The organism is Plantibacter flavus (assembly GCF_002024505.1).
Classification (GTDB): domain Bacteria; phylum Actinomycetota; class Actinomycetes; order Actinomycetales; family Microbacteriaceae; genus Plantibacter; species Plantibacter flavus_A.
Window position 1 is genome coordinate 3,767,955 of sequence record NZ_CP019402.1, and the last position, 23,781, is coordinate 3,791,735.

General features: G+C 67.0%; 23 protein-coding genes and 1 pseudogene. 16 read left to right on the forward strand and 8 right to left on the reverse strand.

Annotation, left to right across the window (positions count from 1 at the left end):
- The first annotated feature begins 108 nt into the window (after positions 1-108).
- The 7 genes from BWO91_RS17385 to BWO91_RS17410 all read left to right on the forward strand — a co-directional run bounded on the left by BWO91_RS17385 (position 109) and on the right by BWO91_RS17410 (position 7,221).
- On the forward strand, positions 109-993 hold the full coding sequence (locus BWO91_RS17385) for an SIS domain-containing protein (RefSeq protein WP_071260570.1): 885 nt from the start codon (positions 109-111) through the stop codon (positions 991-993).
- A complete protein-coding gene (locus BWO91_RS17390; RefSeq protein WP_079003472.1) occupies positions 990-1,868 on the forward strand; it encodes an ROK family protein in 879 nt (292 codons plus the stop codon). Before BWO91_RS17385 ends, BWO91_RS17390 begins: the two co-directional genes overlap by 4 nt.
- The gene (locus BWO91_RS17395; protein ID WP_079003473.1) at positions 1,865-2,815 is read left to right on the forward strand and encodes a 1-phosphofructokinase family hexose kinase; all 951 of its coding nucleotides are present in this window, start codon (positions 1,865-1,867) and stop codon (positions 2,813-2,815) included. The genes BWO91_RS17390 and BWO91_RS17395 overlap by 4 nt, the downstream gene beginning before the upstream one ends.
- Positions 2,812-3,651, forward strand: a complete 840-nt coding sequence (locus BWO91_RS17400) for a class II fructose-bisphosphate aldolase (protein ID WP_079003474.1) — start codon at positions 2,812-2,814, stop codon at positions 3,649-3,651. The genes BWO91_RS17395 and BWO91_RS17400 overlap by 4 nt, the downstream gene beginning before the upstream one ends.
- A 571-nt stretch (positions 3,652-4,222) precedes the next feature.
- Complete coding sequence (locus tag BWO91_RS19805; RefSeq protein ID WP_153303529.1) at positions 4,223-4,393, forward strand: hypothetical protein; 171 nt, start codon at positions 4,223-4,225, stop codon at positions 4,391-4,393.
- 145 nt (positions 4,394-4,538) lie between these two features.
- The gene (locus BWO91_RS17405; RefSeq protein WP_064296856.1) at positions 4,539-6,119 is read left to right on the forward strand and encodes a cation:proton antiporter; all 1,581 of its coding nucleotides are present in this window, start codon (positions 4,539-4,541) and stop codon (positions 6,117-6,119) included.
- 73 nt (positions 6,120-6,192) lie between these two features.
- The gene (locus BWO91_RS17410) at positions 6,193-7,221 is read left to right on the forward strand and encodes a YdcF family protein (protein ID WP_079003475.1); all 1,029 of its coding nucleotides are present in this window, start codon (positions 6,193-6,195) and stop codon (positions 7,219-7,221) included.
- 98 nt (positions 7,222-7,319) lie between these two features.
- On the opposite strand, the gene BWO91_RS17415 is transcribed toward BWO91_RS17410, so the two are convergent.
- Positions 7,320-7,694 (reverse strand): hypothetical protein, encoded by a 375-nt coding sequence (locus BWO91_RS17415; RefSeq protein WP_139205372.1) that lies wholly within the window; start codon positions 7,692-7,694, stop codon positions 7,320-7,322.
- A gap of 126 nt (positions 7,695-7,820) precedes the next feature.
- Here BWO91_RS17415 and BWO91_RS17420 point away from each other — a divergent pair, with 126 nt between their 5' ends.
- The gene (locus BWO91_RS17420; RefSeq protein ID WP_079003477.1) at positions 7,821-8,711 is read left to right on the forward strand and encodes a metal-dependent hydrolase; all 891 of its coding nucleotides are present in this window, start codon (positions 7,821-7,823) and stop codon (positions 8,709-8,711) included.
- Between the two features lie 26 nt (positions 8,712-8,737).
- Here BWO91_RS17420 and BWO91_RS17425 read toward each other — a convergent pair whose 3' ends face one another.
- On the reverse strand, positions 8,738-9,220 hold the full coding sequence (locus BWO91_RS17425; RefSeq protein ID WP_079003478.1) for a DUF4190 domain-containing protein: 483 nt from the start codon (positions 9,218-9,220) through the stop codon (positions 8,738-8,740).
- Between the two features lie 180 nt (positions 9,221-9,400).
- Between BWO91_RS17425 and BWO91_RS17430 the strand changes: the two genes are divergently transcribed.
- Together BWO91_RS17430 and BWO91_RS17435 are read left to right on the forward strand one after the other, a co-directional pair.
- Positions 9,401-11,638, forward strand: coding sequence for a HelD family protein (locus tag BWO91_RS17430; RefSeq protein WP_079003479.1), 2,238 nt, complete (start codon positions 9,401-9,403; stop codon positions 11,636-11,638).
- Between the two features lie 102 nt (positions 11,639-11,740).
- Positions 11,741-12,451, forward strand: coding sequence for an endonuclease/exonuclease/phosphatase family protein (locus BWO91_RS17435; protein ID WP_064296862.1), 711 nt, complete (start codon positions 11,741-11,743; stop codon positions 12,449-12,451).
- Between the two features lie 131 nt (positions 12,452-12,582).
- On the opposite strand, the gene BWO91_RS17440 is transcribed toward BWO91_RS17435, so the two are convergent.
- The 3 genes from BWO91_RS17440 to BWO91_RS17450 form a co-directional block, all read right to left on the reverse strand.
- Positions 12,583-13,317, reverse strand: a complete 735-nt coding sequence (locus tag BWO91_RS17440) for an RNase H family protein (RefSeq protein ID WP_079003480.1) — start codon at positions 13,315-13,317, stop codon at positions 12,583-12,585.
- Between the two features lie 91 nt (positions 13,318-13,408).
- On the reverse strand, positions 13,409-14,302 hold the full coding sequence (locus tag BWO91_RS17445; protein WP_079003481.1) for a putative RNA methyltransferase: 894 nt from the start codon (positions 14,300-14,302) through the stop codon (positions 13,409-13,411).
- A gap of 168 nt (positions 14,303-14,470) precedes the next feature.
- Entirely contained in the window at positions 14,471-15,406 is a 936-nt protein-coding gene (locus BWO91_RS17450) for a hypothetical protein (protein ID WP_079003482.1), read from the reverse strand.
- Positions 15,407-15,487: 81 nt separating this feature from the next.
- Between BWO91_RS17450 and BWO91_RS17455 the strand changes: the two genes are divergently transcribed.
- The 5 genes from BWO91_RS17455 to BWO91_RS17470 all read left to right on the forward strand — a co-directional run bounded on the left by BWO91_RS17455 (position 15,488) and on the right by BWO91_RS17470 (position 20,632).
- Positions 15,488-15,736 carry a DUF2795 domain-containing protein gene (locus BWO91_RS17455; RefSeq protein ID WP_139205375.1) on the forward strand — a complete coding sequence of 83 codons (249 nt, stop codon included), beginning with the start codon at positions 15,488-15,490 and terminating at the stop codon, positions 15,734-15,736.
- Between the two features lie 474 nt (positions 15,737-16,210).
- On the forward strand, positions 16,211-16,606 hold the full coding sequence (locus tag BWO91_RS17460; protein WP_079003483.1) for a hypothetical protein: 396 nt from the start codon (positions 16,211-16,213) through the stop codon (positions 16,604-16,606).
- A gap of 130 nt (positions 16,607-16,736) precedes the next feature.
- Positions 16,737-17,123 (forward strand): hypothetical protein, encoded by a 387-nt coding sequence (locus tag BWO91_RS19810; RefSeq protein WP_153303530.1) that lies wholly within the window; start codon positions 16,737-16,739, stop codon positions 17,121-17,123.
- 58 nt (positions 17,124-17,181) lie between these two features.
- Positions 17,182-17,412, forward strand: a complete 231-nt coding sequence (locus tag BWO91_RS17465; protein ID WP_153303531.1) for an Lsr2 dimerization domain-containing protein — start codon at positions 17,182-17,184, stop codon at positions 17,410-17,412.
- Positions 17,413-17,590: 178 nt separating this feature from the next.
- The gene (locus BWO91_RS17470; RefSeq protein WP_079003485.1) at positions 17,591-20,632 is read left to right on the forward strand and encodes an SIR2 family NAD-dependent protein deacylase; all 3,042 of its coding nucleotides are present in this window, start codon (positions 17,591-17,593) and stop codon (positions 20,630-20,632) included.
- A 480-nt stretch (positions 20,633-21,112) separates the two neighbouring features.
- Here the strand turns inward: BWO91_RS17470 and BWO91_RS17475 are convergent, their stop codons facing one another.
- The gene (locus BWO91_RS17475) at positions 21,113-21,952 is read right to left on the reverse strand and encodes a DUF4393 domain-containing protein (RefSeq protein ID WP_079003486.1); all 840 of its coding nucleotides are present in this window, start codon (positions 21,950-21,952) and stop codon (positions 21,113-21,115) included.
- Between the two features lie 210 nt (positions 21,953-22,162).
- Between BWO91_RS17475 and BWO91_RS17480 the strand changes: the two genes are divergently transcribed.
- Complete coding sequence (locus BWO91_RS17480; protein WP_079003487.1) at positions 22,163-22,747, forward strand: recombinase family protein; 585 nt, start codon at positions 22,163-22,165, stop codon at positions 22,745-22,747.
- A gap of 18 nt (positions 22,748-22,765) precedes the next feature.
- Here BWO91_RS17480 and BWO91_RS17485 read toward each other — a convergent pair whose 3' ends face one another.
- Positions 22,766-23,488, reverse strand: a complete 723-nt coding sequence (locus BWO91_RS17485) for an SHOCT domain-containing protein (protein ID WP_205847616.1) — start codon at positions 23,486-23,488, stop codon at positions 22,766-22,768.
- Positions 23,489-23,641: 153 nt separating this feature from the next.
- A pseudogene (locus tag BWO91_RS20570) lies at positions 23,642-23,773 on the reverse strand (DUF2510 domain-containing protein); the annotation flags it as partial.
- Positions 23,774-23,781 lie beyond the last annotated feature (8 nt).

Below are 23,781 nucleotides of genomic sequence, written 5' to 3' on the forward strand. Positions count from 1 at the left end.
CTGATTGATTCTGACGATTTGCACTGGTATCGATCAGATTCGATCCGGTATGGTTGCGGCAACGCATCGCCACGCTGCGATCGCGTCCCCTCACGTGAAAGGCACGTCATGCCCGAGACCTTCGTCGCCGCCGAACTGGCGTCGCAGCCCGAATCCTGGCGCACCGCCGCCGCCCTCGTGCCGGAGGCCGTCGCCGTGCTGCCGCAGCCGGGAGAGCGGGTCGCGGTGGTCGGATGCGGCACCAGCTGGTTCATCGCGATGAGCTACGCCGTGTTGCGCGAACAGGCGGGGCTCGGCGTCACGGACGCGTTCGCCGGCTCGGAGTTCCCCGGCGTCCGCGACTACGACCGCATCGTCGCCATCTCACGCTCCGGCACGACCACGGAGATCGTGCACCTGCTGGAAGCGGTGGGCGACTCGGTCACCACCGTCCTCATCACCGCGGTCGACGACTCCCCCGCGACCGTTCCGGCGGCACACGTGATCGCCCTCCCCTTCGCCGACGAGCGTTCGGTGGTCCAGACCCGCTTCGCCACGACGACGCTCGCGCTCCTCCGCGGCTCGCTCGGACACGACGTCGAGGCACTCGCCGCGGAAGCCGAGCGGGCGCTGCAGATCCCGATCGACGAGTACCTCGGCGCCGACCAGGTGTCCTTCATCGGACTCGGGCACGCTGTGGGCCTCACCTTCGAGGCCGCGCTCAAGACCCGGGAGGCGGCACAGTTCTGGGCGGAGTCCTACCCCGCCATGGACTACCGCCACGGCCCCATCGCGATCGCGCAGCCCGGCCGACTCGTGTGGTCCCTCGGACCGACGCCCGCCGGCCTGCCGGAGGACGTCGCGGCCACCGGAGCGACCTTCGTGCAGCACGACCTCGACCCCATCGCCGGGCTCGTCGTCGCGCAGCGCTTCGCGGTCGCGTTGGCCGAGGCCCGCGGCCTCGACGCCGACCACCCCCGTTCGCTCACGCGCTCCGTCATCCTGACGCCGTGACCGAGCGGGCGGTCCTCGGCATCGACGTCGGCGGGACCGGGATCAAAGCCGCACTGACGGATGCCGACGGCACGGTCCTCGGGCGCTGGCGCGAAGCGACGCCCTCGGGCGACACCTCAGGCGTCCTGACTCGCGACATCGTCCTCGGACTCGTCACCGCCGCGAGCCGCGTCACGGCCCCAGCGGCCGTCGGGGTGGTCGTGCCCGGCGTCGTCGACGAGGAGCACGGCGTCTGCATCCACGCAGTCAACCTCGGTTGGCGCGACCTGGCCTTCCCCGAGCTCCTCCGTCCCGCACTCGAGGTGCCGCTCGCCTTCGGGCAGGACGTCCGCGCCGGGGCGCTGGCGGAGGCGCTCTCGGGCGCTGCAGCCGACGTCACGGGCACGATCGCGTTCGTACCGGTCGGGACCGGCCTGGCCTCGGCGCTCGTGATCGACGGGGTCCCCTTCGCCGGCGGCGGCTGGGCCGGCGAGATCGGCCAGCGCGTGATCCAGGACGGCCCGCACCGCGGACTCCGGGTCGAGGAACTCGCCTCAGCGGGCGGCATCGCACGTCGAGCGGGCGCCCGCGACGCGAAGACCGTCGCCGACGCGGTCGCCAGCGGTGACGCCGCCGCCAGCGCCATCTGGAACGACGCCGTCGATGCACTCGCCGAGGCCCTCGCCGGCATCACCGTCGTCGCAGCACCCACCGCCATCGTGATCGGCGGCGGGCTCGCCCTCGCCGGAGCCGCCCTCTTCGAGCCACTCGAGCACGGACTCCGCGAGCGGCTCGACGTCGTCCGCGTCCCGCAGCTCCTGCCCGCTCGTCACGGCGACGAGGCGGCAACGGTCGGTGCGGGGATCCTCGCCCGCCGACTGGTGACGGCGCGATGACGACCACCCCCGCACCGCGTCGCGTCGTGGTCGTGACGCCGAACCCGGCCGCCGACATCACCTACACGGTCGCCGAGCAGCAGCTCGGGGTCACACAACGCGTCCAGTCCGTCGTGCGGCGTGCCGGTGGGAAGGGCGTGAACGTCGCTCGCGTCCTGGAGTCACTCGACGTCCCGACCCTGCAGGTGCTGCCGCTCGGCGGTGCCTCCGGCACCTGGCTCAGGGACGCCCTCGCGGCCGACGACCTCCCCGCACAGGTCGTGGAGCTCCGCGCCGAGACACGCTCGACGGTCGCGGTCGTCGACGGCATCCAGCATCCGACCCTCTACGCCGAGGCCGGGCCGGTGGTGACGCCCGACGAGTGGGCCGCCCTGACGACCGAGCTCAGGCGCTCACTGCACGAAGCGAGCGCACTCGTCATCTCGGGCTCGCTCCCGCCGGCCACGCCCGACAGCGTCGTCGAAGCCCTCGTCCGAACCGGGCACGACGCCGGCGTCCCCGTGATCGTCGACGTCAGCGGCACGGCGCTCCTCGCCGCGGCACGCGCCGGTGCGACGATCCTCAAACCCAACCTCGACGAGGCCCTCGAGGCGACGGGCGCGGCCGACCTCGCATCGGCTCGCGCGTCACTCCTCGCACTCGGCGCCCGCGCGGTCGTCATCTCCCGCGGTGCCGACGGCCTCACCGCCGGCGACGCCGATGGCGCCCACGAGGTCCCGGCGGTCCCCGGCGTCAGAGGCAACCCGACCGGCGCCGGCGATGCCGCAACGGCCGGCCTGGTCGCAGCACTCCGCGCGGGAGCCACACTTCCCGAGGCACTCCGCACAGCGGCGGCTGCAGGTGCGGCGGCCGTGCTCGAACCGATCGCCGGCGCGATCGACCTCGCCGCCTTCCACCGATTCACCGACGCACCCGCCGCATCAGACCCCATTGGAGCAACCGAATGACCACCGCCCTCGACTTCACCGCGCTCCTCGCCAACGCCTCGGACTCGAACGCCGGCATCGCGGCGTGCAACGTCGTCCTCCTCGAGCACGCGGAGGCGATCGTCGCCGGCGCCGAGGAGGCCGGGCTGCCGGTCATCCTGCAGATCAGCGAGAACTGCGTGCGGTACCACGGGTCGCTCGCGCCCATCACGCTCGCCTCGCTGGCCATAGCCCGTGCAGCGACGGTCCCGGTCCTCGTCCACCTCGACCACGTGGAGTCGGCCGAGCTCGTGCACGAGGGCGTCGATCTCGGCGTCGACAGCGTGATGTTCGACGCCTCGACCCTGCCGTACGACGAGAACGTCCGCGCGACGAAGGAGATCGTGGACTTCTGCCACGCTCGCGGCGTGGCCGTCGAAGCGGAGCTCGGCGAGGTCGGCGGGAAGGACGGCGTCCACGCTCCGGGCGCGCGCACGGTGCCTGCAGAGGCCGTCGCGTTCGTCGCAGCGACCGGCGTCGACGCCCTGGCCGTCGCCGTCGGCACCTCGCACGCGATGACGAGCCGCGAGGCCGCCGTCGACCACGCGCTGATCGCGCAGCTCCACCGCGAGGTGCCCCTTCCGCTCGTGCTGCACGGCTCCTCCGGACTCCCCGACGACGAACTCCGCGCGGCGGTGCGTTCCGGGATGACGAAGATCAACCTCTCGACGCACCTCAACGGATTGTTCACCCGAGCGGTGCGCGACGTCCTCGACGAGCAACCGAAGCTCGTCGACCCCCGCACTTATGTCCGGGCCGGTCGCAGCGCGGTCGCGACCGAGACGGCGCGGATCCTGCGCCTCCTCGCCACCGACTGAGCACTCCCAGGAATCCCACAGCAACACGCAACGCTGAGCTGTTAATATATATTGCGTTGGAGTTCTTCCAGCGCCTCCACCGGTAACCGATCGTCCCCCGCGATCACCCTCCGGCCTCCCGAGCCCGATATCCCTTCGGGTGCGCGGGAGATACGGCCACCCCTCCCCTAGGTGCGGTGGCCCGAAGCTCTGCGACACCGCCGGTCGATGCCCGGGTCTGACCTCGGGCATCGACCCGCGCAAGCAGTGAAGCCCGCTCCTCCCAGGTCTTTCTCAGCTTAGTCGCGTACGTTCGTCCCTCGAGTGCCGATGTCACAACCGGCTTCCGTGTGCAGAGTCCACACCTCCACGGATACGCCGATGCTCCCGACACGTCACCACCAGCCGCCCTCCAGAACGGCGAAGAACGATCCACCGGACGGCCCCAGCCGACCAGCGCAGCCGAATCTCGGCGCAGCTGCATTCCGGACGGTCTCGTCGCTCCATCCATGCGACCCGCACCGATCGTCATCGCATTCCCCTTCTGGAACCGGCCCATCCATCATCCGCAACACCAGAATCGAGAACCACCATGTCCATCACCCAGACTCGGACCCCAGCGTCCTCCAACCGTTCCGCGGGCACCGCCGTCCACGGCCGCGGTCACTCCACCGAGAAGCTCACCTACCGCTTCGGTCTCCGCACCCGCGAGACCGGCGCGGAGCAGCGCGGCTCCAGCAGCGCGGCCAACCGCCGCGGCTGAGCCGCCTCACCGTTCCAACCGACGCCCCCGCACGGCTTGACCGTGCGGGGGCGTCGTGCGTTCGGAACCGGCGCCGCTCACGGCGGGTCCGGAGTTCGGACGATCGTACGGACGACCACGGCCTCCCAGGTGGGAGAATCCCCACATGGATCCCGTCGCGCTCATCTCGTGGATCGTCGTGTTCGTCGTCGTCACCGTCATCGTGTCGGGCCTGTCCGGCCGAGCGGGCGTCTCCGCCCCGGTGGCCCTGGTGCTCGTCGGCGGCGTCGCGTCGTTCATCCCCGCCGTCCCGACCGTCGAGATCGAACCCGACCTGATCCTCTACGGCCTGCTGCCGCCGCTGTTGTTCGCGTCGGCGATCCGGATCTCCCTCATCGACATCCGTGCCCGTAACGACGGCATCATCCTGCTCTCGGTGGGTGCGGTCGCGTTCACCGTCGTGTCGGTCGGGTTCGCCAGCTGGCTCCTCATCCCGTCGATCACCCTCGCAGCGGCCTTCGCGTTCGCAGCGGTCATCGCGCCGACCGACGCCGTCGCCGTGAGCGCGATCGCCGGACGACTCGGGCTCCCCCGCCGTGTGCTGACGATCCTCGAGGGTGAGAGTCTGCTCAACGACGCCACCGCTCTCGTGGCACTCAACGCCTCGATCCTCGCCATCACGAGCGTCGTCAACCCGGTCATGATCGCCGGCGAGTTCGTCATCGAGGTCGTCGCCGGCGTCGGTGTCGGTCTCGCGGTCGGTTGGGTGCTGTCCGAGGTCCGCCGACGCCTGCGCGCCCCGGTCCTCGACACCTGTCTCTCCCTCATCACCCCGTTCCTCGCGTTCCTCCTGGCGCAGGCGATCCACGGTTCGGGTGTGCTCGCGGTCGTCACCGCCGGACTGCTGCTCGGCTACCGGGCGCCCATCGTGCAGTCGGCCGAGGCGCGCATCGCCGAGTCCCTCAACTGGCGCACCATCCAGTTCCTGCTCGAGAACGCCGTCTTCCTGTTCATCGGGCTCAACCTGGCCGGCATCCTCGAGGGGGCGATCCAGACCGGTCCGGGGCTCTGGCCGACCGTGTTCATCAGCATCGGGGTCCTCGCGGCGCTCATCGTCTCGCGATTCGTGTGGGAGATGACGGTCACGGCGATCTACCGGCTCGGACCCAGACGGCTCCGTGAGCGGAGCTGGTCCTGGGGCAACGGGATCGCCGTCTCCGCAGCCGGCGTCCGTGGCGTGGTGACCCTGGCGGCGGTGTTCCTGCTGCCCGAGGACACCCCGTCGCGCGAGTTCCTGCAGTTCCTGGCGTTCGTCGTCGTGGTCGGCACACTCCTCTCGGGGCTCGCGCTCCCCCGGATCATCCGCGCGCTGCACCTCCCGCCGCCGAACCACAGCCAGGAGCGCGTCGAGCAACTGATGCTCATGGCGGAGGTCCAGACGGCCGGCCTGGACCGCCTCGACGAGCTGACGACCGAGGCGGACGAGGAACAGGTGCTCAACCGTCTGCGGACCAATGCGAGCTTCGTGGCCAACGCCCTCGAGCAGTACACCGGTGACGGCTCGGAGCTCCGGACGGTCGCGTTCGCCCGACTCCGCCGCCAGATGATCGCGGCGGAACGCGAGGCACTCCTCTCGGCGCGCGCCGAGGGTCGCTACCAGGAACCGGCGGTCGCGGCTGTTCTGGCCGCGATCGACGCCGAGGAGGCGACGCTCAAGGCGATGACGCCGAAGCCGCCGCGGTCATAGCACCCCGACCGGTCCGCTCGCACGCCCCGTCCGCCAGGCCCGCGCACGACGATCGGTCGGGCAGGATGAGCGCATGATCATGTTGTTCCCGGCCGCCGTCTTCGCGGTCCTCTACGTCGTGAGTCGACGCAGCGACGCCCGCCGCCTGCGCAACGGGGTCTTCCTGGTCTCCGCGATCGCCTGTGGGCTGGTGGCGCTCCTCTCGGAGGCGTCCCGCACGACGCCGTTCACCGTGCTCCTCGCCGCGTTCGGCACAGTCCTGCTGGTGGGTGTGCTCGGGGTCCTCCTCATCGGCAACGGCATCACGATGCTCCGGCTCGAAGGACGCAGCCTGGGCAACCTGCTCTCGCTGTTCGCCGGGGTCGCGATCCTCGTCCTGCCCGTGCTGGCCGTGCTGCTGGTCCTCGGAGCGCACCCGCAGTCCCTGCCCTCGTGGCTGACGATCGTCCTCGTCGCCCTGGGTCTCCTGCTCGGGTTCGCGTGCTTCTACGCGGCGGCGACGTTCGCGGCCTTCGGCGTGTACTCACTCGTCTACAGCCGCTATCGGCACACGCGGACGCCCGACGCCCTCGTCGTCCTCGGGTCCGGCCTCATCCACGGTGAGGTCCCGCCGTTGCTGCGCAGTCGCCTCGACCTGGCGCTCCGCATCTACCGGGCCACGTCACCGGGGGCGACGCGGCCGCTCCTGATCCCGTCCGGCGGACAGGGCGACGACGAACCCCGCCCGGAGGGCACCGCCATGGCCGAGTACCTCGTCGCGAACGGCGCGGACCCGTCCGACGTGCTGCCGGAGACCGCGTCCACGAACACGCGCGAGAACCTGTTGCTCTCCCGCGACCTGCAGCAGTCGGTCGGACGGGACGGCGAGACGATCGTGGTGACGAACAACTACCACGTCCTCCGCGCGGCCCTCCTTGCACGTTCGATCGGGAGCGAGGCCCAGGTGATCGGCTCCCCGACTGCCGCGTACTACGTGCCGAGCGCGTTCCTCCGCGAGTACGTCGCCATCATGGTCGAGCACCGCCTGCTCAATGCGCTGGCGATCGCCGGCGTCGCGGCCCTGATCGCCCTCGCGGTGGTCTGGTCGCTCCTACCGATCTGAGCCGCCCTCCCAGCCCGAGGCCGACGACGCCCGCAACGCGCGACGGGCCGTCGTCCGAAGGGATCGGATGACGGCCCGTCGGTCGTGTGGTGTCCGACTCAGTCGGGTGCGGTGTCGTAGACCTCGCGGGCGTCGTCGGTGGCCTCCGAGGCCGGCCCGGAGTCGGGCTGGTGGTCGGCCGAACCGTCGGCGTCGCCACCCTCGCCCTCGGCCAGCGGTGCGTCGAGTTCGGTCGAGGGCTCCGGGGTCTCGACGGCCTCCTCGGTCGCCTGCTCCTCGTCGGGAGCCGCGTCCTCCGAGCCGGTGCCGTCGACGGTCTGACTCGACCCGTCCGAGCCCGGTCCGGCGGTCGTCTGGTCGGAGCTCACGAGCTCTGCGGTGTCGATGTCGGCACCCTCCCAGGCTTCCTGGTCCGCTCCGGCCGCACCGGTCGCGAGGTCGTCGCCTGAACGCTGGTCCTGCTGATCCGTCATGATGCACTCCTCTCCGCGGAACGCGTCGCGCTCCGTGTCCCCGGACTCTACGACGTGATCCTCCACGGTCTCCCGGGGTTGACAGCCGCCGACGGGCGTCCGGGCCGGTCGCGATAGCGTGGGGACATGAGCCTCCCCGTCACGGACACGCGCGTCACCTATCCCACCGGAGCCCTCGTCTCGACGGGCACGGTGCTGCACGTCGAAGCCGTCGGCGACCACCTCGCCGTCGTGCTCGACGAGACGGCCTGCCACCCCGTCGACGCCGCGTGGCCCGACCAGCCCGCCGACTCGGCGACCATCACCTTCGGTGAGGGCCCCAGCGCCGTGGAGGTCGCCGTGACCGACTGCGTCGTCACCGCGAGCGACGGCACCCGGCTGTACCTCGGCGCCGACATCCCCGTGAAGAAGGGCACCGAGGGGTGGGCCTTCCTCGTCGCCCACCTGGTCTCCATCGAAACGGCACGGAGCGCCGTCGAGGGCGCGACGGCCCGCATCGAGGTGGACGCGTCCACCCGACACGCGCTCTCCGCCGGGCACTCCGGGTGCCACCTCGCATCACTCGCCTTGAACGCCGCGCTCGCCGACGCCTGGCGCAAGGAGGTCGTCCCCGATGCCCTCGGAGCCCCGGATTTCGACGCGCTCGCCTGCGAGTCGTCGCGGATCGCCCCCAACGCGTCGACCGACCGTTACCGCATCGGGAAGTCGCTCCGTCGGAAGGGGTTCGACCCGGCCGCCCTCGACGACCTCGACGCACTCGGGTCACGCATCCGGAACACCCTCGACGGCTGGCTGGACAGCGGCGCCGCCGTCCGGATCGATCGCGAGGGCGAGCTGCTCACCGATCGGCGCAGCTGGCACTGCGAGCTGCCGGGCGGCCCTGCGGTCATCGCCTGCGGCGGCACCCACGTGGCGTCGTTGGGCGAATTCTCGAGCATCGCGGTGTGGCTGGAACGCGAAGAGGTCGACGGCGCCGTGGTGCTGTCGATGATCAGCACGGTCGTCCCGGCCGGCTGACCGGCGGCCCAGCGACTGACCGGCGGTCAGGCGGCGATGCCCGTGGAGGCCGCACCGCCGACGCCGGCGAGCAGGCCGCCGATGACGAACACCCAGAGCAGCACGAGTGCCGCCCAGACGAGCAGGAACAGCCCGTTGAGCACGACGCCCGTGATGGCCATCGCCCGACCGGCGGGCTCACGGCGGAGCCCCATGAGGCCGAGGACGAATCCGACGACCGGGAGCACGAAGGTGAACCCGAAGAACAGCGACACCAGGCCGATGACCATGCTGGAGATGCTGAGGCCCTTCGGCGGCGACGCCGGGTACGGGTAGGGCGCGGGGTACACGGGCGCGTACGGCTGCATGCCGTACTGCGGCGGGTAGGGCGCCTGCTGGGCGTACGGCTGCACCCCGTACTGCTGCGGCTGGAGCTGCTGTTGCGGGTACGGCTGCGGCGGAACCGACTGCTGCGAGTGTGCCTGCTGCGGCGCAAGGGGCTGCGGCTTCGATCCGTCCGGTGTGCTCATGCCCGTCAGCCTATCGACGAGCACGCACTCGGTGCCCGAATCCGCGCCCCGACGGCAGCCTCCAGCTCTCTGGGAGCTCACGCTCAAGGGCGGTGAGGGGCCCGGAAAGCGACTACCGTATTCGTGCGGTCCTCGCAGGGAACCCGGAACACGGACCGCGCCACACCCAGAAGGAGCACCGTGCAGAACGACGCGATCGCCGAGGAACAGGACCATCTCGATCGGCTGCACGACGTCATCCGGTCGCAGTCGGACCTCGAGGAACGGCGCTCCGAACTCGCCCTCCGCGCCTTCGACGGCGACGACGACTCGAGCTTCTCGGAACGCGACGCCCTGGTCGCCCACCACCGCCAGCGGATGGTCGAGCTGCGTTCGTCCAGCTACGGACTCCTCTTCGGCCTCCTCGAACGCGAGACCGACGAACGGCACCACATCGGCCGCATCGGGCTCCGCGACCCGGAGAGCGGCGACCAGCTCCTGTTGGACTGGCGCGCACCGGCCTCGCGCCCGTTCTACACGGCGACGCCACTCCGCCCCGAAGGCCTCCGCCTGCGCCGCCGCATCGGCACGGCCGGTCGCCGCGTCACCGAGGTGCACGACGAGGTGCTCGACACGACCATGCTCAGCGACGACGAGCCGAGCGGCATCGGCGAGTCCGGTGCGCTGCTGGCGGCCCTCGGTCGCGCTCGTACCAAGCACATGGCCGACATCGTCGACACCATCCAGGCCGAACAGGATGCGATCATCCGGGCGCCCCTCCCCGGCACGCTCCTCGTCCAGGGCGGTCCGGGCACCGGCAAGACCGCCGTCGCCCTCCACCGTGCCGCCTATCTGCTCTACGAGCACCGCGAGCGACTCATGCGCAGCGTCGTGCTCATCGTCGGGCCGAACTCGACGTTCCTCGACTACATCAGCCGTGTGCTGCCGTCACTCGGCGAGACCGCCGTCGTCCTCGTGACACCGGCGACCCTCGTGCCAGGCCTCGACGCGCACGCCGAGGACTCGCTCGAGGCCGCCGAGCTCAAGGGCCGGCTGCGCATGGCCGACGTCGTCGCCCGGGCCGTCCGCGAGCGTCAGGTGCCGCTCGACCAGCCGGTCACCATCCGCATCGCCGGCGACGGCCCGCTCCGCGTCACGCCGGGCGTCCTCCGCCGGATCAAGGCCGGGATCGAGCGATCGGGCACCCCGCACAACGAGGCCAAGCTGCGGTTCGACCGCGCCGTGCTGACGCACCTCATCGGGCTCGAAGCGAAGCGCGACGGCTTCGAACCCCGCACAGGTGAGGACGCCGACGAGCGGCGCCAGGAGCTGAGCGAGGAGCCCGAGGTCGAAGAACTGCTCGACACGATGTGGCCGATCCTCGAGCCGGCCGAGATCATCGACCGCCTCTTCACCGATCCCGAGCTGCTGGCTCGCGTCGCTCCCGACCACACCGAGGAGGAGCGTCGCCTGCTGCTCCGTCAACCCGCCGCCGGAACGGACGGCGCGGGTGAGGTCGACTGGGCCGCGCGGCTCACGCCCGGCGACATCGCCCTCGTCGACGAGGCCGCCGAGCTCATCGGCGAGGATCAGCGCCCCGAGCTGGAACGGCAACGCCGCGCCGCCTACGAGCGCCGCCACGACGTCGAGTACGCGCGCAGTGTGCTCGAGATGATCGGTGACATCAGCATTGACGACGAGGCCCAGGACGACGACTACCTCCGTTCCGCCCAGGACCTCGCCGACCGCCAGACCGTGGAGGACGACCGCAGCCCCGCCGAACGCGCCGCGAGCGACCGCACCTGGGTCTACGGGCACGTCATCATCGACGAGGCGCAGGAACTCACCCCCATGCTGCTGCGCGCCGTCCTGCGACGCGGTCCCAACCGCTCCATGACGCTCGTCGGCGACATCAACCAGCAGAGCACCTCCGCCACCCGCTCCAGCTGGCAGCAGCTGCTCGGCCCGCAACTCCCGCGCTGGACCGAGGAGCTGCTCACCGTCAACTACCGGACGCCCGAGCAGATCATGGCGCTCGCCGATCCCGTCCGGCTCGAACTCGACCCCGACTCCCCGGCGCCCGTGTCGATCCGACGCGGCGAGGAGGAGCCCGTGCAGCTCACGGTCGAACCCGCCGCGCTGGCCCCGACGGCGGTCCGCGCCTCCGTCGACGCGATCACCGCACACGCCGGCATCGCGGGCGTCATCGCTCCCCGCTCGCTCCTGGCGGAGATCGACGCCCTCCTCGCCGAGGCCGGAGCCGATCGAGCCCGGGTGTGGACCGGCACCGCGCGCGAGAGCAAGGGCCTCGAGTTCGACAGCGTCGTCCTCGTGCAGCCCGACGCGCTGGGCGGGACGGGCCACGCGGCCCTGTCACTCCGGTACGTCGCGCTCACCCGCGCCACCCAACGGCTCACGGTCATCGACTCGTCGAGCTGACCGTCGGCAACCGGCGACGCACCGTCGTCCGGACCCCTCCAGAGCACCGGGCGACGGGAAGGACCGTAGGCTTGGGCTCTGCCAACAGAATGTGAGGCTGGGATGAAGGTCATCAGTTACAACCTCCGCAAGAACAAGGCCAGCGGCGAGCTCGTCGCACTCACCGAAGAGTTCGGCCCGGACGTCCTCGCGTTGCAGGAGGCCGACACCCTGCAGCTGCCAGCCGAACTCGGCGGCCTGCACCTCGCCGACAGCACCCACCGCAACCGGCTCGGCCTGGCGATCTACTACCGCCGCGACCGGTTCACCGCCGAGTCGACGCAGACGTTCGCGCTGAAGAAGTCGCTGCACGACATGGTGCTCGCGCCGGCGCACGAGCGGCTCATCGGCACCCGCCTCACCGACGTCGAGGCTGGGCGCGAACTCATCGTCGCCTCGTTCCACGCGGCCCCGCTCACCGCGCTCAACTCACTGCGTCGGCACCAGATCAAGGCCGCGCACGAGCAGCTGCACGCGATGGGCGACGTCCCGACGCTCATGGTCGGTGACTACAACTACCCGCTCTTCCAGAAGGGCCTCGGCACCAAGATGCAGGAGAGCGGCTACGATCTGAGCCTCAGCGACCGCAGCACCTACACGCGCTACAAGATGTTCCGTGGACACTTCGATTTCGCGACGTCCGTGGGCCTGAAGATCGACCGGGTGCAGACGCTCCGCCGCGGTATCTCGGACCACCTGCCGATCCTCGTGGACGCCACCTACGGTGCGGCCGTGCCGGTCGACGACGACGCTCCGGAGTCCGCCGCCCGCTGACCCGGTCGCCTGCCCCTGCGCGCGCGCCGTCCGGTTCGCAATTCAGGATGCGCTCGGCGCGGTGCCCTCCGCCGCGGCGTGCCGCGCGGGACACGCCGCGCTCGTCCTGAGTTGTGAACTCGGAAGCGACGTCAGATGAGGCCGCGGAGGAACTCCTGGACACTCGTCCCGGCCTCGCGGGCACGACGGACCAGGCGTTCGTGCTCGTCGGTCGTGAGGTCGAGGGTGAGCTGGTGCCACGTCGGCTCGACGTCGAGTGAGAACAGCGCGCCGTCGTCCTCCGCGTCGAACACGGGGGCGGTGCGTTCCTCCTGGACCTCGAGCTCGGCGAACAGCTCCGGCTCGGTCGTCTCTGCGGCGGCGTCTGCGACGGCGTCGGCCTCCGGGGTCGCCGCAGCTCCGGCGCCGGTCCAGCCTGGTCCCTCCGGCACTGACGTCTTGCGCTGGAACGCCTCGGCGGCCGTGCGGGCACGGATGTCGGCGGCCTCGTTGAGTCGGTGACCGACGTGCCCCTTCACCCACTCGAACCGGTAGCGCCGCCCGGCGATGGCGGCGTCGATCTCCTGCATGAGTTCGAGGTTCATGACGGGCTTGCCGTCGCCCTTCTTCCAGCCCTTCTTCTTCCAGCCCGGCATCCACTTCGTGATGGAGTCGATGACGTACTTGCTGTCGCAGAGGATGTGGAGGTCCTCGTCGAGGTGCTCGGTGGCGCGGAACAGTTCGAGGACGGCGCGAAGCTCGCCCATGTTGTTCGTGCCGTGCGGCCATCCCCCGGCTGCCCAGCAATCGTCGTCGACATACCAGGCCCAGCCGGCGGGTCCGGGGTTGCCGAGGGCGGAGCCGTCTGCGGCAGCGGTGATCGTCATGAGCGCCTTTCGATGAGTGCCCTCCATCGTATCGACGCACCACCGACGCCCCGACGCCGGCCTCGCGGTGCCGGCGTCGCGCTGGCCGGCGTCAGGCGGGCGCGAAGACGCTGAGCGTGACGGCGACCGTGACCGTCGTGTAGCCGGGTAGGTCGGCGATCGCCTGCTCGAACACGTCGTCGTCGAGGTGGTGGGCGCTCGGCCCCATGCGGACCTCGTCGCGCACCTCCTCCGGCATGAGTTCGACGGCGTAGTCGAGCGTGTCGCGGGAGCGGAGCGTGAAGCCGTCGAGCTGCGCGTCGAGGCGGGCGTCCTTGCGCTCGGCGATCCCGATCATGCCGAGTCGGTCGCGCAGCTCGGCCAGGTGACCGGGTTGGGGTGTCACGACGGTGAGCAGGCCGTCCGGGCGCAACACCCGACGCATCTCGGGACCGTTCCGCGGGCCGAAGATGCTCAACAGATGATCGACCGACGCCGCCTGCAGCGGGAACGGCGCCCAGGCGTCAGCGGTCGCCGCTGCAGCCCGGCCGTGTGCGCGCGCGGCGCGACGTGCTGCGAGCGGCGACAGGTCGAACCCGAACCCGCGCCAGGCCGGTCGGGCGTCGAGGATCCGGCCGAGGTAGTAGCCGGTCCCGCCGGCGATGTCCACGACGAGTGGGGCGCTGTCGTCGTCGACCGAGCCGTCCGGGAGGAAGCGCGCGAGCGGCAGGGTCGTGGCGACGTGGTCCGCGATCGGCTCGTAGTGCTCGGCCTCGAGGAACGCTGCGCGGGCCGCGACCATTTCCTGCGTGTCGCCGGTCTTCGGCGTCCGACCGCCGACGACGAGCGAGGCGTACCCCTGCCGGGCGATGTCGAAGCTGTGACCGGCGGGGCAGCGCAACACGCGGTCGCCGAGCTCGAGGGTCGCGGTGCAGATCGTGCACGCGAGATCGGGGGCGACGAGGCTCAGCCGATCGTGCTGCGGGACGTCAGCGAGGATCGGCATGCCTTCGAAACGCTCCGCTTCCAGCTGCTGTGTCCGTCGCTGCCGCGATGCTTCCGGTTGTCGCACTTCACCCACACGGTGAGTCTAGGCGCGTGCCGCATGGTGCGTGCGCCGGAACATTCGAGCGGCGATCGGTCGCGGCGGGGCTTCGGCACCGCGGTGACTCGATCAGCTCGGTGACTCAGTCCTCGAGCGCGCTCCGCAGACGCTCGACGTCCTCGTGTGCTGCGTCGCTCGCACGCTGCGCCCGGTCAGCCTCTCGTTGGCGTCGGGCCCACTCGCGCTCGGCGTCGGCGATGTCCGCGTCGAGCTCCTCGAGCCGCCTCGCGAGGTCCTCGCGGTCACGCAGGAGTCCCGACCGCCGGACCGCCGACTCGTCCAGGAAGGCGGTCGCCTCCTCACTCGCGCTGGACGCTGCCTCCTCGTCGCGCTCGGCCGCCTCCAGCCGGGCCCGAAGGCGTCGGCGTCGGTCGTCCTCTTCGCCGGAATGGTCGCCGTCTCCGTCGCCCGGCGTCCCGACGGAGCCGTCGGCGGTGGAGCGCCTGCCGGGGGTGCCGGCCCGCCGACCACACCGCCCCACCCCGCTCCGCTCGACGTCGGGGCGTCGGTCAGTCGACCGGACGACACCTGCGCGGCGAGGTCGGCGTCGGCACTCGCCGCTTGCAGACTCTGGCGGACGGTCTCGATCACCGCTCCGGAGAGGGACGCTCCCTCCGCTGCGGCGGCTTCGACGGTGGCGGTGACGAGCGTCGCGATCAGCGAGCGACGTTCGGTGCCGAGCGTGCGGAGCGCTGTGGCGTCGCCGGAGCGTTGGGCGTCGCCGAGCGCGGAGCCGAGTTGTTCCAGTTCGCTGAGCAGGTCCGGGCGGTGCGCCGTCAACACGTTGAGCGCCCAGGCGGCGACCGTCGGTTTGCGGAGCGCGAGGATCGCCGTCGCCAGGTCGTCGTCCCCGTCGTCGCGCGCTGCGACGGCCAGGCGTCTGCGCTCCGCCACGAAGCCGCTGAGCGGGACGCGCAGTAGCTCGACGGCGGCAGACGCCAGGTCCGTCGGGGCCGGCGTCCCGGTGTCGCGGTCGTCGGGCACGGTGCCGCTCCCTCGCATCATTTCACGTCAGGCTAGCGCCCTCTTGCGCCAGAACGGAGTCCGACTGTCGCCTTTTCGGGGGACGCTACCGACAATGTGGACATGGATGCCAGACCTTACCCCGACACGGTGGAGCCGCCTGAAACAGCGGCCTGCGCCGATTTGAAGTCACTCCTCAGGACCGTGGACTTCCCGATCTCACGCCGCGAACTGCAGTCGATCGCCGTCCGTTCCGGACTCGACCGCGGGACCCTCGCCGCGCTCAACACGCTCACCGAAGAGCACTACGCCGGCTCGTTCGGCATCCTCCGCGAACTCCGCCACCACGGCGAGCTCCGTCGCTCCGCCTGACCGCCCCGTCCGACACCTGGTGGATTCCCCAGCGCGGTGCGCTGACGTGAGCGCGGGTCACAGACGCGGGCGCGGGTCTCCGGAGGGGCGCGCTCACGCCTACGGGGCGCGGTGACGTCAGCGCACCGCGCTGGCGATTCCAACAAGCGTCGTGCAACGCAGAAACCCCCGCCGAGGCGAGGGTTTCGAGCTGAGATCCAGTGCGGAGACGGCGGGATTTGAACCCGCGGTCCCCGTGAGGGGACTCCACCTTAGCAGGGTCACGCCCGCCCCTTCCGGGTCGCACCATACACACTGTGCCGACAATCACACTCTCGGAATCGCCTGGAGATCGGCATCCTCCCGCCCTACGGGACACTCTCGGGACACATCAAAGGTCCAACACGGATCTGCGGGAGTCGCCCGAGTTCCTACTAGACAAAACCCTGGTCATTAGTAGTTTACAGGCACGGGGAGTTGTCCTACTGTGGCGCCATGACGCAGTCCAGCAGCCCGCTCCACCCAGCCCGCCAAGATGCCATCGCTCGCATGGCGTACTCCATGCGAGCCGACCCAGTCGAGTCACCGGATCTCATCCTTCAGCTCGTCGCTCAGTACGCCGAGCTAACAGGCCGCACCGAGGGTCAGAGCATCGAGGTGTTGATGCGCCACTTGATCATTGCCACTCAGCAGGCGATGCGGCGCGCAGAGCAGTTTGATCGCGACGGGATGCCCGTCTTCTTTGCATCCCACAGCCGACAGTTCAAGGTCGCGTATCTCGCGTACATCAGAGAAGAGGCGAATCAGCGTCAGACTTTGAAGGAGGATGCTAGGCCTGCGACCTTGGGCGCGGCAGGTACGGCGGGAGCGCCCCGCGGTGGCAAAAAGTGAGCGCAATCCTCGCTCGTGCGCCAAGGGCGGAAGCGCAAGATAAATCCGGTCAGCAACTAGAGGCGGGCGAGAAAATCGACGCTACACTCGCGTCGCGATCGAAGACATTGCACTAGAACAAGGAGGGACCATGGGGGAAGTGAAGAAGCCACTCGGAGGGGTACACCCCAGAGTGCTGGAGGGCAATCGGACACCGAAGAACGGCTTTCTTATGCGCGACACGGTGGCCTGGGGAGTCATACACGACCTTCCCTTCCAGTTGCCGAAAAGCTGGAGCAAGCAGTTACCCATGCAGGAGAGCCTTCGTGACATCAGGCACCGGCTAGGACAGGAGGAAGAGGAACGCATCGTAAGCAGGAAGGTCGAGGGAATCTGGAGAGTCGGCGCGCTCGACCTTGACAGGGATGAGGTACACGATCTTCTCGAGGAGCACGGTTACACGCACCAGAACGAGCTCCTCATGAACGAGGGCCATGAGCGCTACCTGGTCGAGTTTTACCAGCGGTCAAGCAAGTAGTGCTCACCACCTGACCGAATCACAAGTCACCGCGGCATACGAGTGGCAGGATGGAAGCATGGTCAAGCGCAGCGTCACTATGCTCGTCGATGACATCGACGGGACAGCACTGGACAGAACCTCCGGGGAGACCGTCCTCTTCGCCATCGACGGCCGCGCCTATGAGATTGACCTGACGAATGAGAACGCCTCCATCCTGCGCGAGGCCCTCCGGCCGTTCATGGACGCCGGTCGCAAGGCGAGAGGGAAGACCCCCAAAAAGAAGCGCCGCCGAACGGTAGCGGCGTAGAGCACGCGATGGGTAGCAATCATCGCCAGCTACCTCAAAGGATTGGCCATCATCAGCTACTCTGCCGAACCGTGACGGTTCGGCAACTACTGGCGTCAGCAACCCTCTAACTTGACGGCCGGTAGCCGGTCAAATTCGCGCATGCTCGTCTAAACTGCGGGAGACCCTCGGAGGATAGATGGAACAGCGATTGAAGTCGGCGTTAGAACGTAAGAACCTGGTTTTCATTGTTGGGACGGGATTCAGCGCCGCCACGACTGATGGACAGGCAGCCTCCACGTGGCGGGGCTTGATCGAAGATGGTGTCAGAGAAGCCACCGCTCTCGGAACGAAACCAGGGTGGGAAGTCCAGGTTCGCGCCTCTCTGGACTATGGTTTCGAGCAGGACGACATGGACGCGGTGTTGTCGGCGGCATCAGGAGTGTTCAAAGAACTGAATCGACATGGCGACTACGTTGTCCCCAAGTGGCTGAAGGAGACCGTCGGCCAACTGACCCCAATAAAGGACGAGCTGGCAAAGCGCCTCAGAGCTTTACCGTACCCGTTACTCACCACAAACTACGACACCCTTCTAGAGAACAACGACCGTCGAGGGACAGACTGGACGCGACCAGTCGAGATGCAACACGTCTTGGCCGGAGTTGAAAGTAGAGACGTCGGCCACCTCCATGGGCGATGGAACAATCCAGACTCAGTGATCTTCACCGAGCGTCAATACGACTTGCTCCTCGAAAGCGATGCTGCGCAGGCGTTGCAGAAGGCCGCGTCCACCCTCAAGTCTCTCGTATACGTCGGCTTCGGCGCAGGGCTCGGTGATCCCAACTTTGGCCAATTGATTGCCTGGCACAGGTCAAACTTCATTCCGTCAGCCGTCGACCACTTCAGATTGTGCAGGGAGAGCGAACTTGAGGAACTCCGAGTCCTTCATAGTAACGACCAGATCGTCCCAGTCTCCTACGGCGAGAACTACGACGATCTTCCCGCCTTTCTCGCGCAGTTCGCTGCACCTGAGAGCGTAGAACTTACGAGCGCTGGCATCGTCAGAGACGTCGTCAGCGAAGCCCAGAATGACTTTGCGGACGACATGCGACAGGACTCGATACTCGCCGACACCCTTGACAGTGTGATTGACAGACCAGTCTCCGACGTTATCCTTCCACCAGTGCTACTGCCCGTTCCTCACGCTGAGTACATCAAAGCGAGATCGTCTAAGCGCGAGGGTAAGATTGATCGCCTCGACCCGCGGGAAGAAGTAACTCACGGCGACATACTCATCGTCGCCGCGGAGGAAAACACCGGCCTCACAACCGCCATCAAGTGGATGACACTCGAAGCAGCTAACTATCTGAGCGGAGCCAGTCCGCTCTACATACAATTTGGGTCTTGCCGCAAGAGGTCAAATCCACTAACTGATGCCGTTCAACTTGAAGCGCTACGCCACCAACTCATCCAACAACGCGGTGATGAACTTCCGCCTTATGTCCTTGGTCTGGACAACTTCAGCCCGTTCGTTGATCGACTATCGGACGCCACCTTGGAGGAGATATCGTCCTCCGACGCGCTTCTCACAATAATCGGATGCGTTCAAGGAACCGAAGAGGAAGTCGTCGATCGCCTAGCACGGCTTGGCTCCAAACCTAGGGTGCGGTACGTTGGAAAGCTGTCGGCGGCAGATGTTCGCGAGTATGCGCGCATTGCGTCACCTACCGACTATCTTAAGCTCGCCGAGCAGGTGCTGTTGATGCTGCAAGCCGAGAATCTACCAAAGACTCCGTTCACCGTTTCACTCATGATCTCGGTACTAGTTCAGGGCGGAAAGTTTGCCGCCAACGCCTCTCAAACATCAATCTTGGATGACTACATCGGCCTCCTCTTGGGCCGTGGAGACCCTCATGAAGATGCCCGATTCGGCTTGGACCAAACCGCTCGTGAGGCCCTACTCGGGGGACTAGCGCAGAACTTCGTCGAAAAAGGCGTCGGCGGGGAAAGCGAGGTGGCAGTCCAAGCGTCCTTTGAGAGCACCTTTGACAAATTTGGGTGGGACGAGTCAACGTCAGAAGTACTGAAGAGTTTTCTCGACAGGAAGATCTTGAGGCGCCGGGGAAACCACATCGAGTTTGCCCGTAGTAGTTTCCTCCACATTTTTGCTGCTAAGCGCGCCACCACCGACCCCGACTTTCGTCTTCGCCTTCTCGAGCGGCCCTTATACTACTCGGACGCAATTACCGACTACGCTGCCCTCTATCGGCATGACGCCGATTTGCTCAGTCGCTTGAGCGTGCTCCTGCAACCCGATGGGGAGCCACATCAGCGCTCGGGCGTTTTCGAGCCCTTGGAGCTCGCTCAGCCTCGACTTGATTCGCCTGAACCGCTACCCGAGCCGGAACACCAGGAGTCGCCTGAACCAGCCGCTACCGAGATCGAGCGAAGTGCCGACACCGGCTGGAAGGACGTATTGTTCGATTCCGAAGACGACGAAGATCTGCCTCCATTTCCGACAGTACATGAGGACGAGGTTCCCGAGTCCATTCAGCTCCTGCGCACGTTGGAACTTGTATCGACGGTTCTGCGTGACTCCGACCAGGTTGAGGCGCTCGGGCTGAAGCAGCAGCTCTTGCACGATGTGCTCGACCGCTGGGCCGACACCATGGATGTGATTCATGACGATAACCAGTTCCTAGACTTCGTGGTCAAGCTGATCACAGATCTTGGTATTGGCAAGTCGGATGGGAGCGACCGCGATGAGGTGATTGACGAATACGGTCGAGCCATTCCCGCGGCGATTGTGATGAGCGCGGTTGGCACAACACTTGCATCTCGCAAGCTCACGAAGATACTCGACCGAGTTCTCAGAGATGAGGGGAATCCGATATCCGAAGAAGCTGTTGTAATTGCGTGCTTCTTCCAATACTCGTTGGCCGAGCGTGGCTGGCCTGGTCGAGTCAGTGACCTTCTCCGTCAACGTGGGAATATCTGGATAATTCGCAATTTCCTTTTGCGTCTATTGATGTTCGCCTACGAGACGGATGAAGTGCACGCCTCTGATGCAGACGAGCTACTCGATCTCTGCCTGATGATCATCGAACAGGCCAGCAAGTATAAGGACGAACCTGAACGCAGATCTCATCTAACGAAGATCAAGCGCGACATCGAGCAGCGGCGGCTGAAGTCACGGGTTCGCCAGAGCTACACATCCAGTGCCCTACAGGAGGGTTCTTAGCTCTTCTTACGTTGGTCTTGCAGCGCTCTTCCAATCATTACGGCACTGTCAACAATTGCGCAGTGAGGCTAGGATGCGTCGAGAAGTTGCACGCGCGCGGATGCTCAAGCGGGAACGTCATCGCCGCGGACGACCGAAGCACGGGACGCTAGCGCTCCGGTATCTTCCCGCTGTTGAGCGGCCGGTCGGTCACGACGGCAGGCGGTGGGGTCGAGATTTCACTAAGAAGGTTCGCTTGAAACGTGCTCCGCATCGAGCGCCCAAGCGGTCATGCGTGCCTACCGGAGCCGCTGGTCAGGTGCGACGGCTGCGACGGCTCGATCGCCGCGCACGTAGAGACGAGCATCTGGGGGCAGGGATAATATCACCTACGCATTAGGGCTTTCTGCCCACTCTCGGGTGCGCACCAAGTTGCGTATATGCGCAGGGGATTCCCGGAGGACCATTTCGACGCAACTGAGACCGTCGCTCGCCAGTCTCTTAGTCGGATGCCGTGTCCACCGGGAGAACGCCTACCGCTTCGGCGAATTTTTGGCCGAATGCCGTTTTACGAAGTAGCCCCTTCTCCCAGGTCACTCTCTCTGCGTCACCCCCAGCATCAGTGAGCGCTGTGTTGTAGGACTGGGACTTCTCGACCCAGTCGTATGATTTCTCCTCGGCACTCCAAATGGTGTAGTCGACCTCAATCAGTCCTAGCCGTATCCAGTTGTCCACCCACGGCTCGACCTCGAGAACATGCTTCGGATACCACATTCCGATCATTACATGACGCGCAAAGACCGTGTACGAATTGGGCTGACTGCCGGCAGACAGGCGAATCTCTACAATCACTCGTAACCCAGGTGATCGAAGAATGGCGCTCAACGATTCCACCTCGGCGGCCGACAGTTGCCTAATGATCTCCACGAAGGCAGGGTGAGCGGCGTCGGGGGCTCGCCCGTCCATGGCAGTTGCCAAGAGACTCAGGTAAAGTTCACGCAGCTCATCCTCATCGTGGCTAAAAGCCAATCCCTGCAAGGCGGGCCCTGCGATCGACGCCTTGGGCTCCACCACATCCGACTCTGGTATGACGATGAGCTTCTGGGACATGTCCGCGGCGAACTTTCCTTTGAAGTATGCCTCAGCTTTGGCAAGCCCGAAGTTGATGGCGGCAATTGGTAGCAGTACGTTCTTGACTGACCTAGCGATGATACTCAGAGCTTCCGCGGCGTCGTTCCCGGCCGCACGAGCCGCGGGATTCTCCTTTGCGATGTCGAGTACTGCCTTCGTAACCCCAATTACTTCCTTCGCCTGACCAAGCGGCCCTGATTCCTCGCCCATGCCGGAAGTATAGAGCGTTGACCGCTCACCCTCCTATCGTGAGAATAGGGGTCGGCCCGTGGATGTCTCGTAACCCATGAGTTATGAGACGTCTCACGGGACGGGTCGAAACCGTGCCCCAGGGCGTGCGAACGCGTCTCGCAACCGTGTCTCACAAGTGGTCGATAGAATCGACGTAATCGAAATGGGTTACGAGACACCAAGGACGCCATGAAGCTCATCGGGTACGCACGAGTCTCAACTCGTCACCAGGCCACCGAGCGACAGGAGGTCGATCTGCTCGCGGCCGGCGTTCGACGGGATGATCTATACGTCGACCACGGCGCGAGCGGGTCCAGAGCCAGCCGGCCACAACTTGACCGTGCTCTTGCAGCGCTGCACGAGGGCGATACCTTCGTCATCACTACCCTGGACCGCCTTGGGCGATCGACGCTGAACATGCTCGGACTCGCGGAAGACCTCCGAGCGAAGGACGTTGGACTGCGAGTGCTCAACCTTGGCGGCTCCGACGTCGACACCCGGACACCAATGGGAGGCATGGTCTTCACCGTCATGGCCGCGATCGCGCAAATGGAGTTGGAGATTAAGCGCGAAAGGGGTATCGACTCCGTGTCAAAGCGCCGCGCGGCAGGCAAGGACCTCGGCGGACGCCGGGCGTCATTCACCGATAGTCAGGTCCGGAACGCGCAGCTACTCATCGAGAGCGGTCAGGAAGCCACCCAGGTCGCGAAGGACCTTGGGATGTCTCGCGGCACACTCTATCGTCGCATCAAACAACTTGGCGATCCCCGGTAGCAGCTAACGTCGTCGACTCTAGCCTCGAGCGATGAGAGCCTGCTTCGCGGCAGCGAACTCATCCGCAGAGAGCGCGCCTGAGGCGTGGAGTTCCGCCAGGCGATGGATCTCATCGACCAGCGAACCACGAGAGGGCGCAGCTGTCAGCTGCCTCGGTGACTTCGCTACCTGGATCCGCCGACGAAGTTCGTTGAGTTGCGGCAACGCCTCCCGATACTCAACCTTCGTCAATGGCAACGTGTTCGACAGAGTGAAGGGGTCATTTGAGTTTGAGTTACGTCCACTCGAGGTGCCTCGCCAGTAGTCCTTATTCGCTGTGCCTTGGTAGCTCGGCGTCAGGATCTCCAGCACGCCCGTGATCAGTTGGCCGTTGAACTCAATGCCCGTAATGTCCGTGAACGGGAACGTAGTAATTCTGCCGCCGCCCAGCGTGCCCGCCATGAAGGAGGTGAGTAACCCGGTCTTGATGATCATCACGCGATCTTCGAATGCAGCGAGCACACCTGCAGCATTCGATGTTCCAAGTACGAGCCACGGCTGCTCACCGGGCAGGCAATGGTCGTTGATGGCCGAGACCTCAGCACCGCTCACCCGTCCCCCGACGACTACGTCAACCCATTTGGGTAGCGCCGCCTGTCGTTGCGCGGCGCGAGCAGCCTCACGTACCTGTTTCCGTTGGGTTTCGGCAGCCCGGAGCTCCTGCGCCGATGGTCCGTTATCCGTGTAGGCAGAAAGGTCCATCTTCCCTGCCGCGGTCGATCGAGCTTCCGCGGCCGCGATCCGGTCCGCTCGCGCGACGTCTTTCGATCGACGTTTGGCTTCGCGCGCTTGCAGTCGAGCTGAAGGCTGCGCCGGAATCGCGGGCGCCGCCGATGGCATGACTGGTCGAGGTGCGGCATCGACATGCTCAGTCCAGACCGCTCCCGACCACCAGCGTTGCTGCCCGTGAACGAGTGGGTCTGGGTACCACCCTGGACTGGCAGTGCTCATACTCTCCCTCTCGCCTGCTTGTGCTTCGCTAAGCATCTCATCTC

Coding starts and splice junctions, on each gene's coding strand:
- BWO91_RS17385 (WP_071260570.1), top strand. CDS start 109: ATGCCCGAGACCTTCGTCGCCGCCGAACTGGCGTCGCAGCCCGAATCC.
- BWO91_RS17395 (WP_079003473.1), top strand. CDS start 1,865: ATGACGACCACCCCCGCACCGCGTCGCGTCGTGGTCGTGACGCCGAAC.
- BWO91_RS17400 (WP_079003474.1), top strand. CDS start 2,812: ATGACCACCGCCCTCGACTTCACCGCGCTCCTCGCCAACGCCTCGGAC.
- BWO91_RS19805 (WP_153303529.1), top strand. CDS start 4,223: ATGTCCATCACCCAGACTCGGACCCCAGCGTCCTCCAACCGTTCCGCG.
- BWO91_RS17405 (WP_064296856.1), top strand. CDS start 4,539: ATGGATCCCGTCGCGCTCATCTCGTGGATCGTCGTGTTCGTCGTCGTC.
- BWO91_RS17410 (WP_079003475.1), top strand. CDS start 6,193: ATGATCATGTTGTTCCCGGCCGCCGTCTTCGCGGTCCTCTACGTCGTG.
- BWO91_RS17415 (WP_139205372.1), bottom strand. CDS start 7,694: ATGACGGATCAGCAGGACCAGCGTTCAGGCGACGACCTCGCGACCGGT.
- BWO91_RS17420 (WP_079003477.1), top strand. CDS start 7,821: ATGAGCCTCCCCGTCACGGACACGCGCGTCACCTATCCCACCGGAGCC.
- BWO91_RS17425 (WP_079003478.1), bottom strand. CDS start 9,220: ATGAGCACACCGGACGGATCGAAGCCGCAGCCCCTTGCGCCGCAGCAG.
- BWO91_RS17435 (WP_064296862.1), top strand. CDS start 11,741: ATGAAGGTCATCAGTTACAACCTCCGCAAGAACAAGGCCAGCGGCGAG.
- BWO91_RS17440 (WP_079003480.1), bottom strand. CDS start 13,317: ATGACGATCACCGCTGCCGCAGACGGCTCCGCCCTCGGCAACCCCGGA.
- BWO91_RS17445 (WP_079003481.1), bottom strand. CDS start 14,302: ATGCCGATCCTCGCTGACGTCCCGCAGCACGATCGGCTGAGCCTCGTC.
- BWO91_RS17450 (WP_079003482.1), bottom strand. CDS start 15,406: ATGATGCGAGGGAGCGGCACCGTGCCCGACGACCGCGACACCGGGACG.
- BWO91_RS17455 (WP_139205375.1), top strand. CDS start 15,488: ATGGATGCCAGACCTTACCCCGACACGGTGGAGCCGCCTGAAACAGCG.
- BWO91_RS17460 (WP_079003483.1), top strand. CDS start 16,211: ATGACGCAGTCCAGCAGCCCGCTCCACCCAGCCCGCCAAGATGCCATC.
- BWO91_RS19810 (WP_153303530.1), top strand. CDS start 16,737: ATGGGGGAAGTGAAGAAGCCACTCGGAGGGGTACACCCCAGAGTGCTG.
- BWO91_RS17465 (WP_153303531.1), top strand. CDS start 17,182: ATGGTCAAGCGCAGCGTCACTATGCTCGTCGATGACATCGACGGGACA.
- BWO91_RS17470 (WP_079003485.1), top strand. CDS start 17,591: ATGGAACAGCGATTGAAGTCGGCGTTAGAACGTAAGAACCTGGTTTTC.
- BWO91_RS17475 (WP_079003486.1), bottom strand. CDS start 21,952: ATGGGCGAGGAATCAGGGCCGCTTGGTCAGGCGAAGGAAGTAATTGGG.
- BWO91_RS17480 (WP_079003487.1), top strand. CDS start 22,163: ATGAAGCTCATCGGGTACGCACGAGTCTCAACTCGTCACCAGGCCACC.
- BWO91_RS17485 (WP_205847616.1), bottom strand. CDS start 23,488: ATGGACCTTTCTGCCTACACGGATAACGGACCATCGGCGCAGGAGCTC.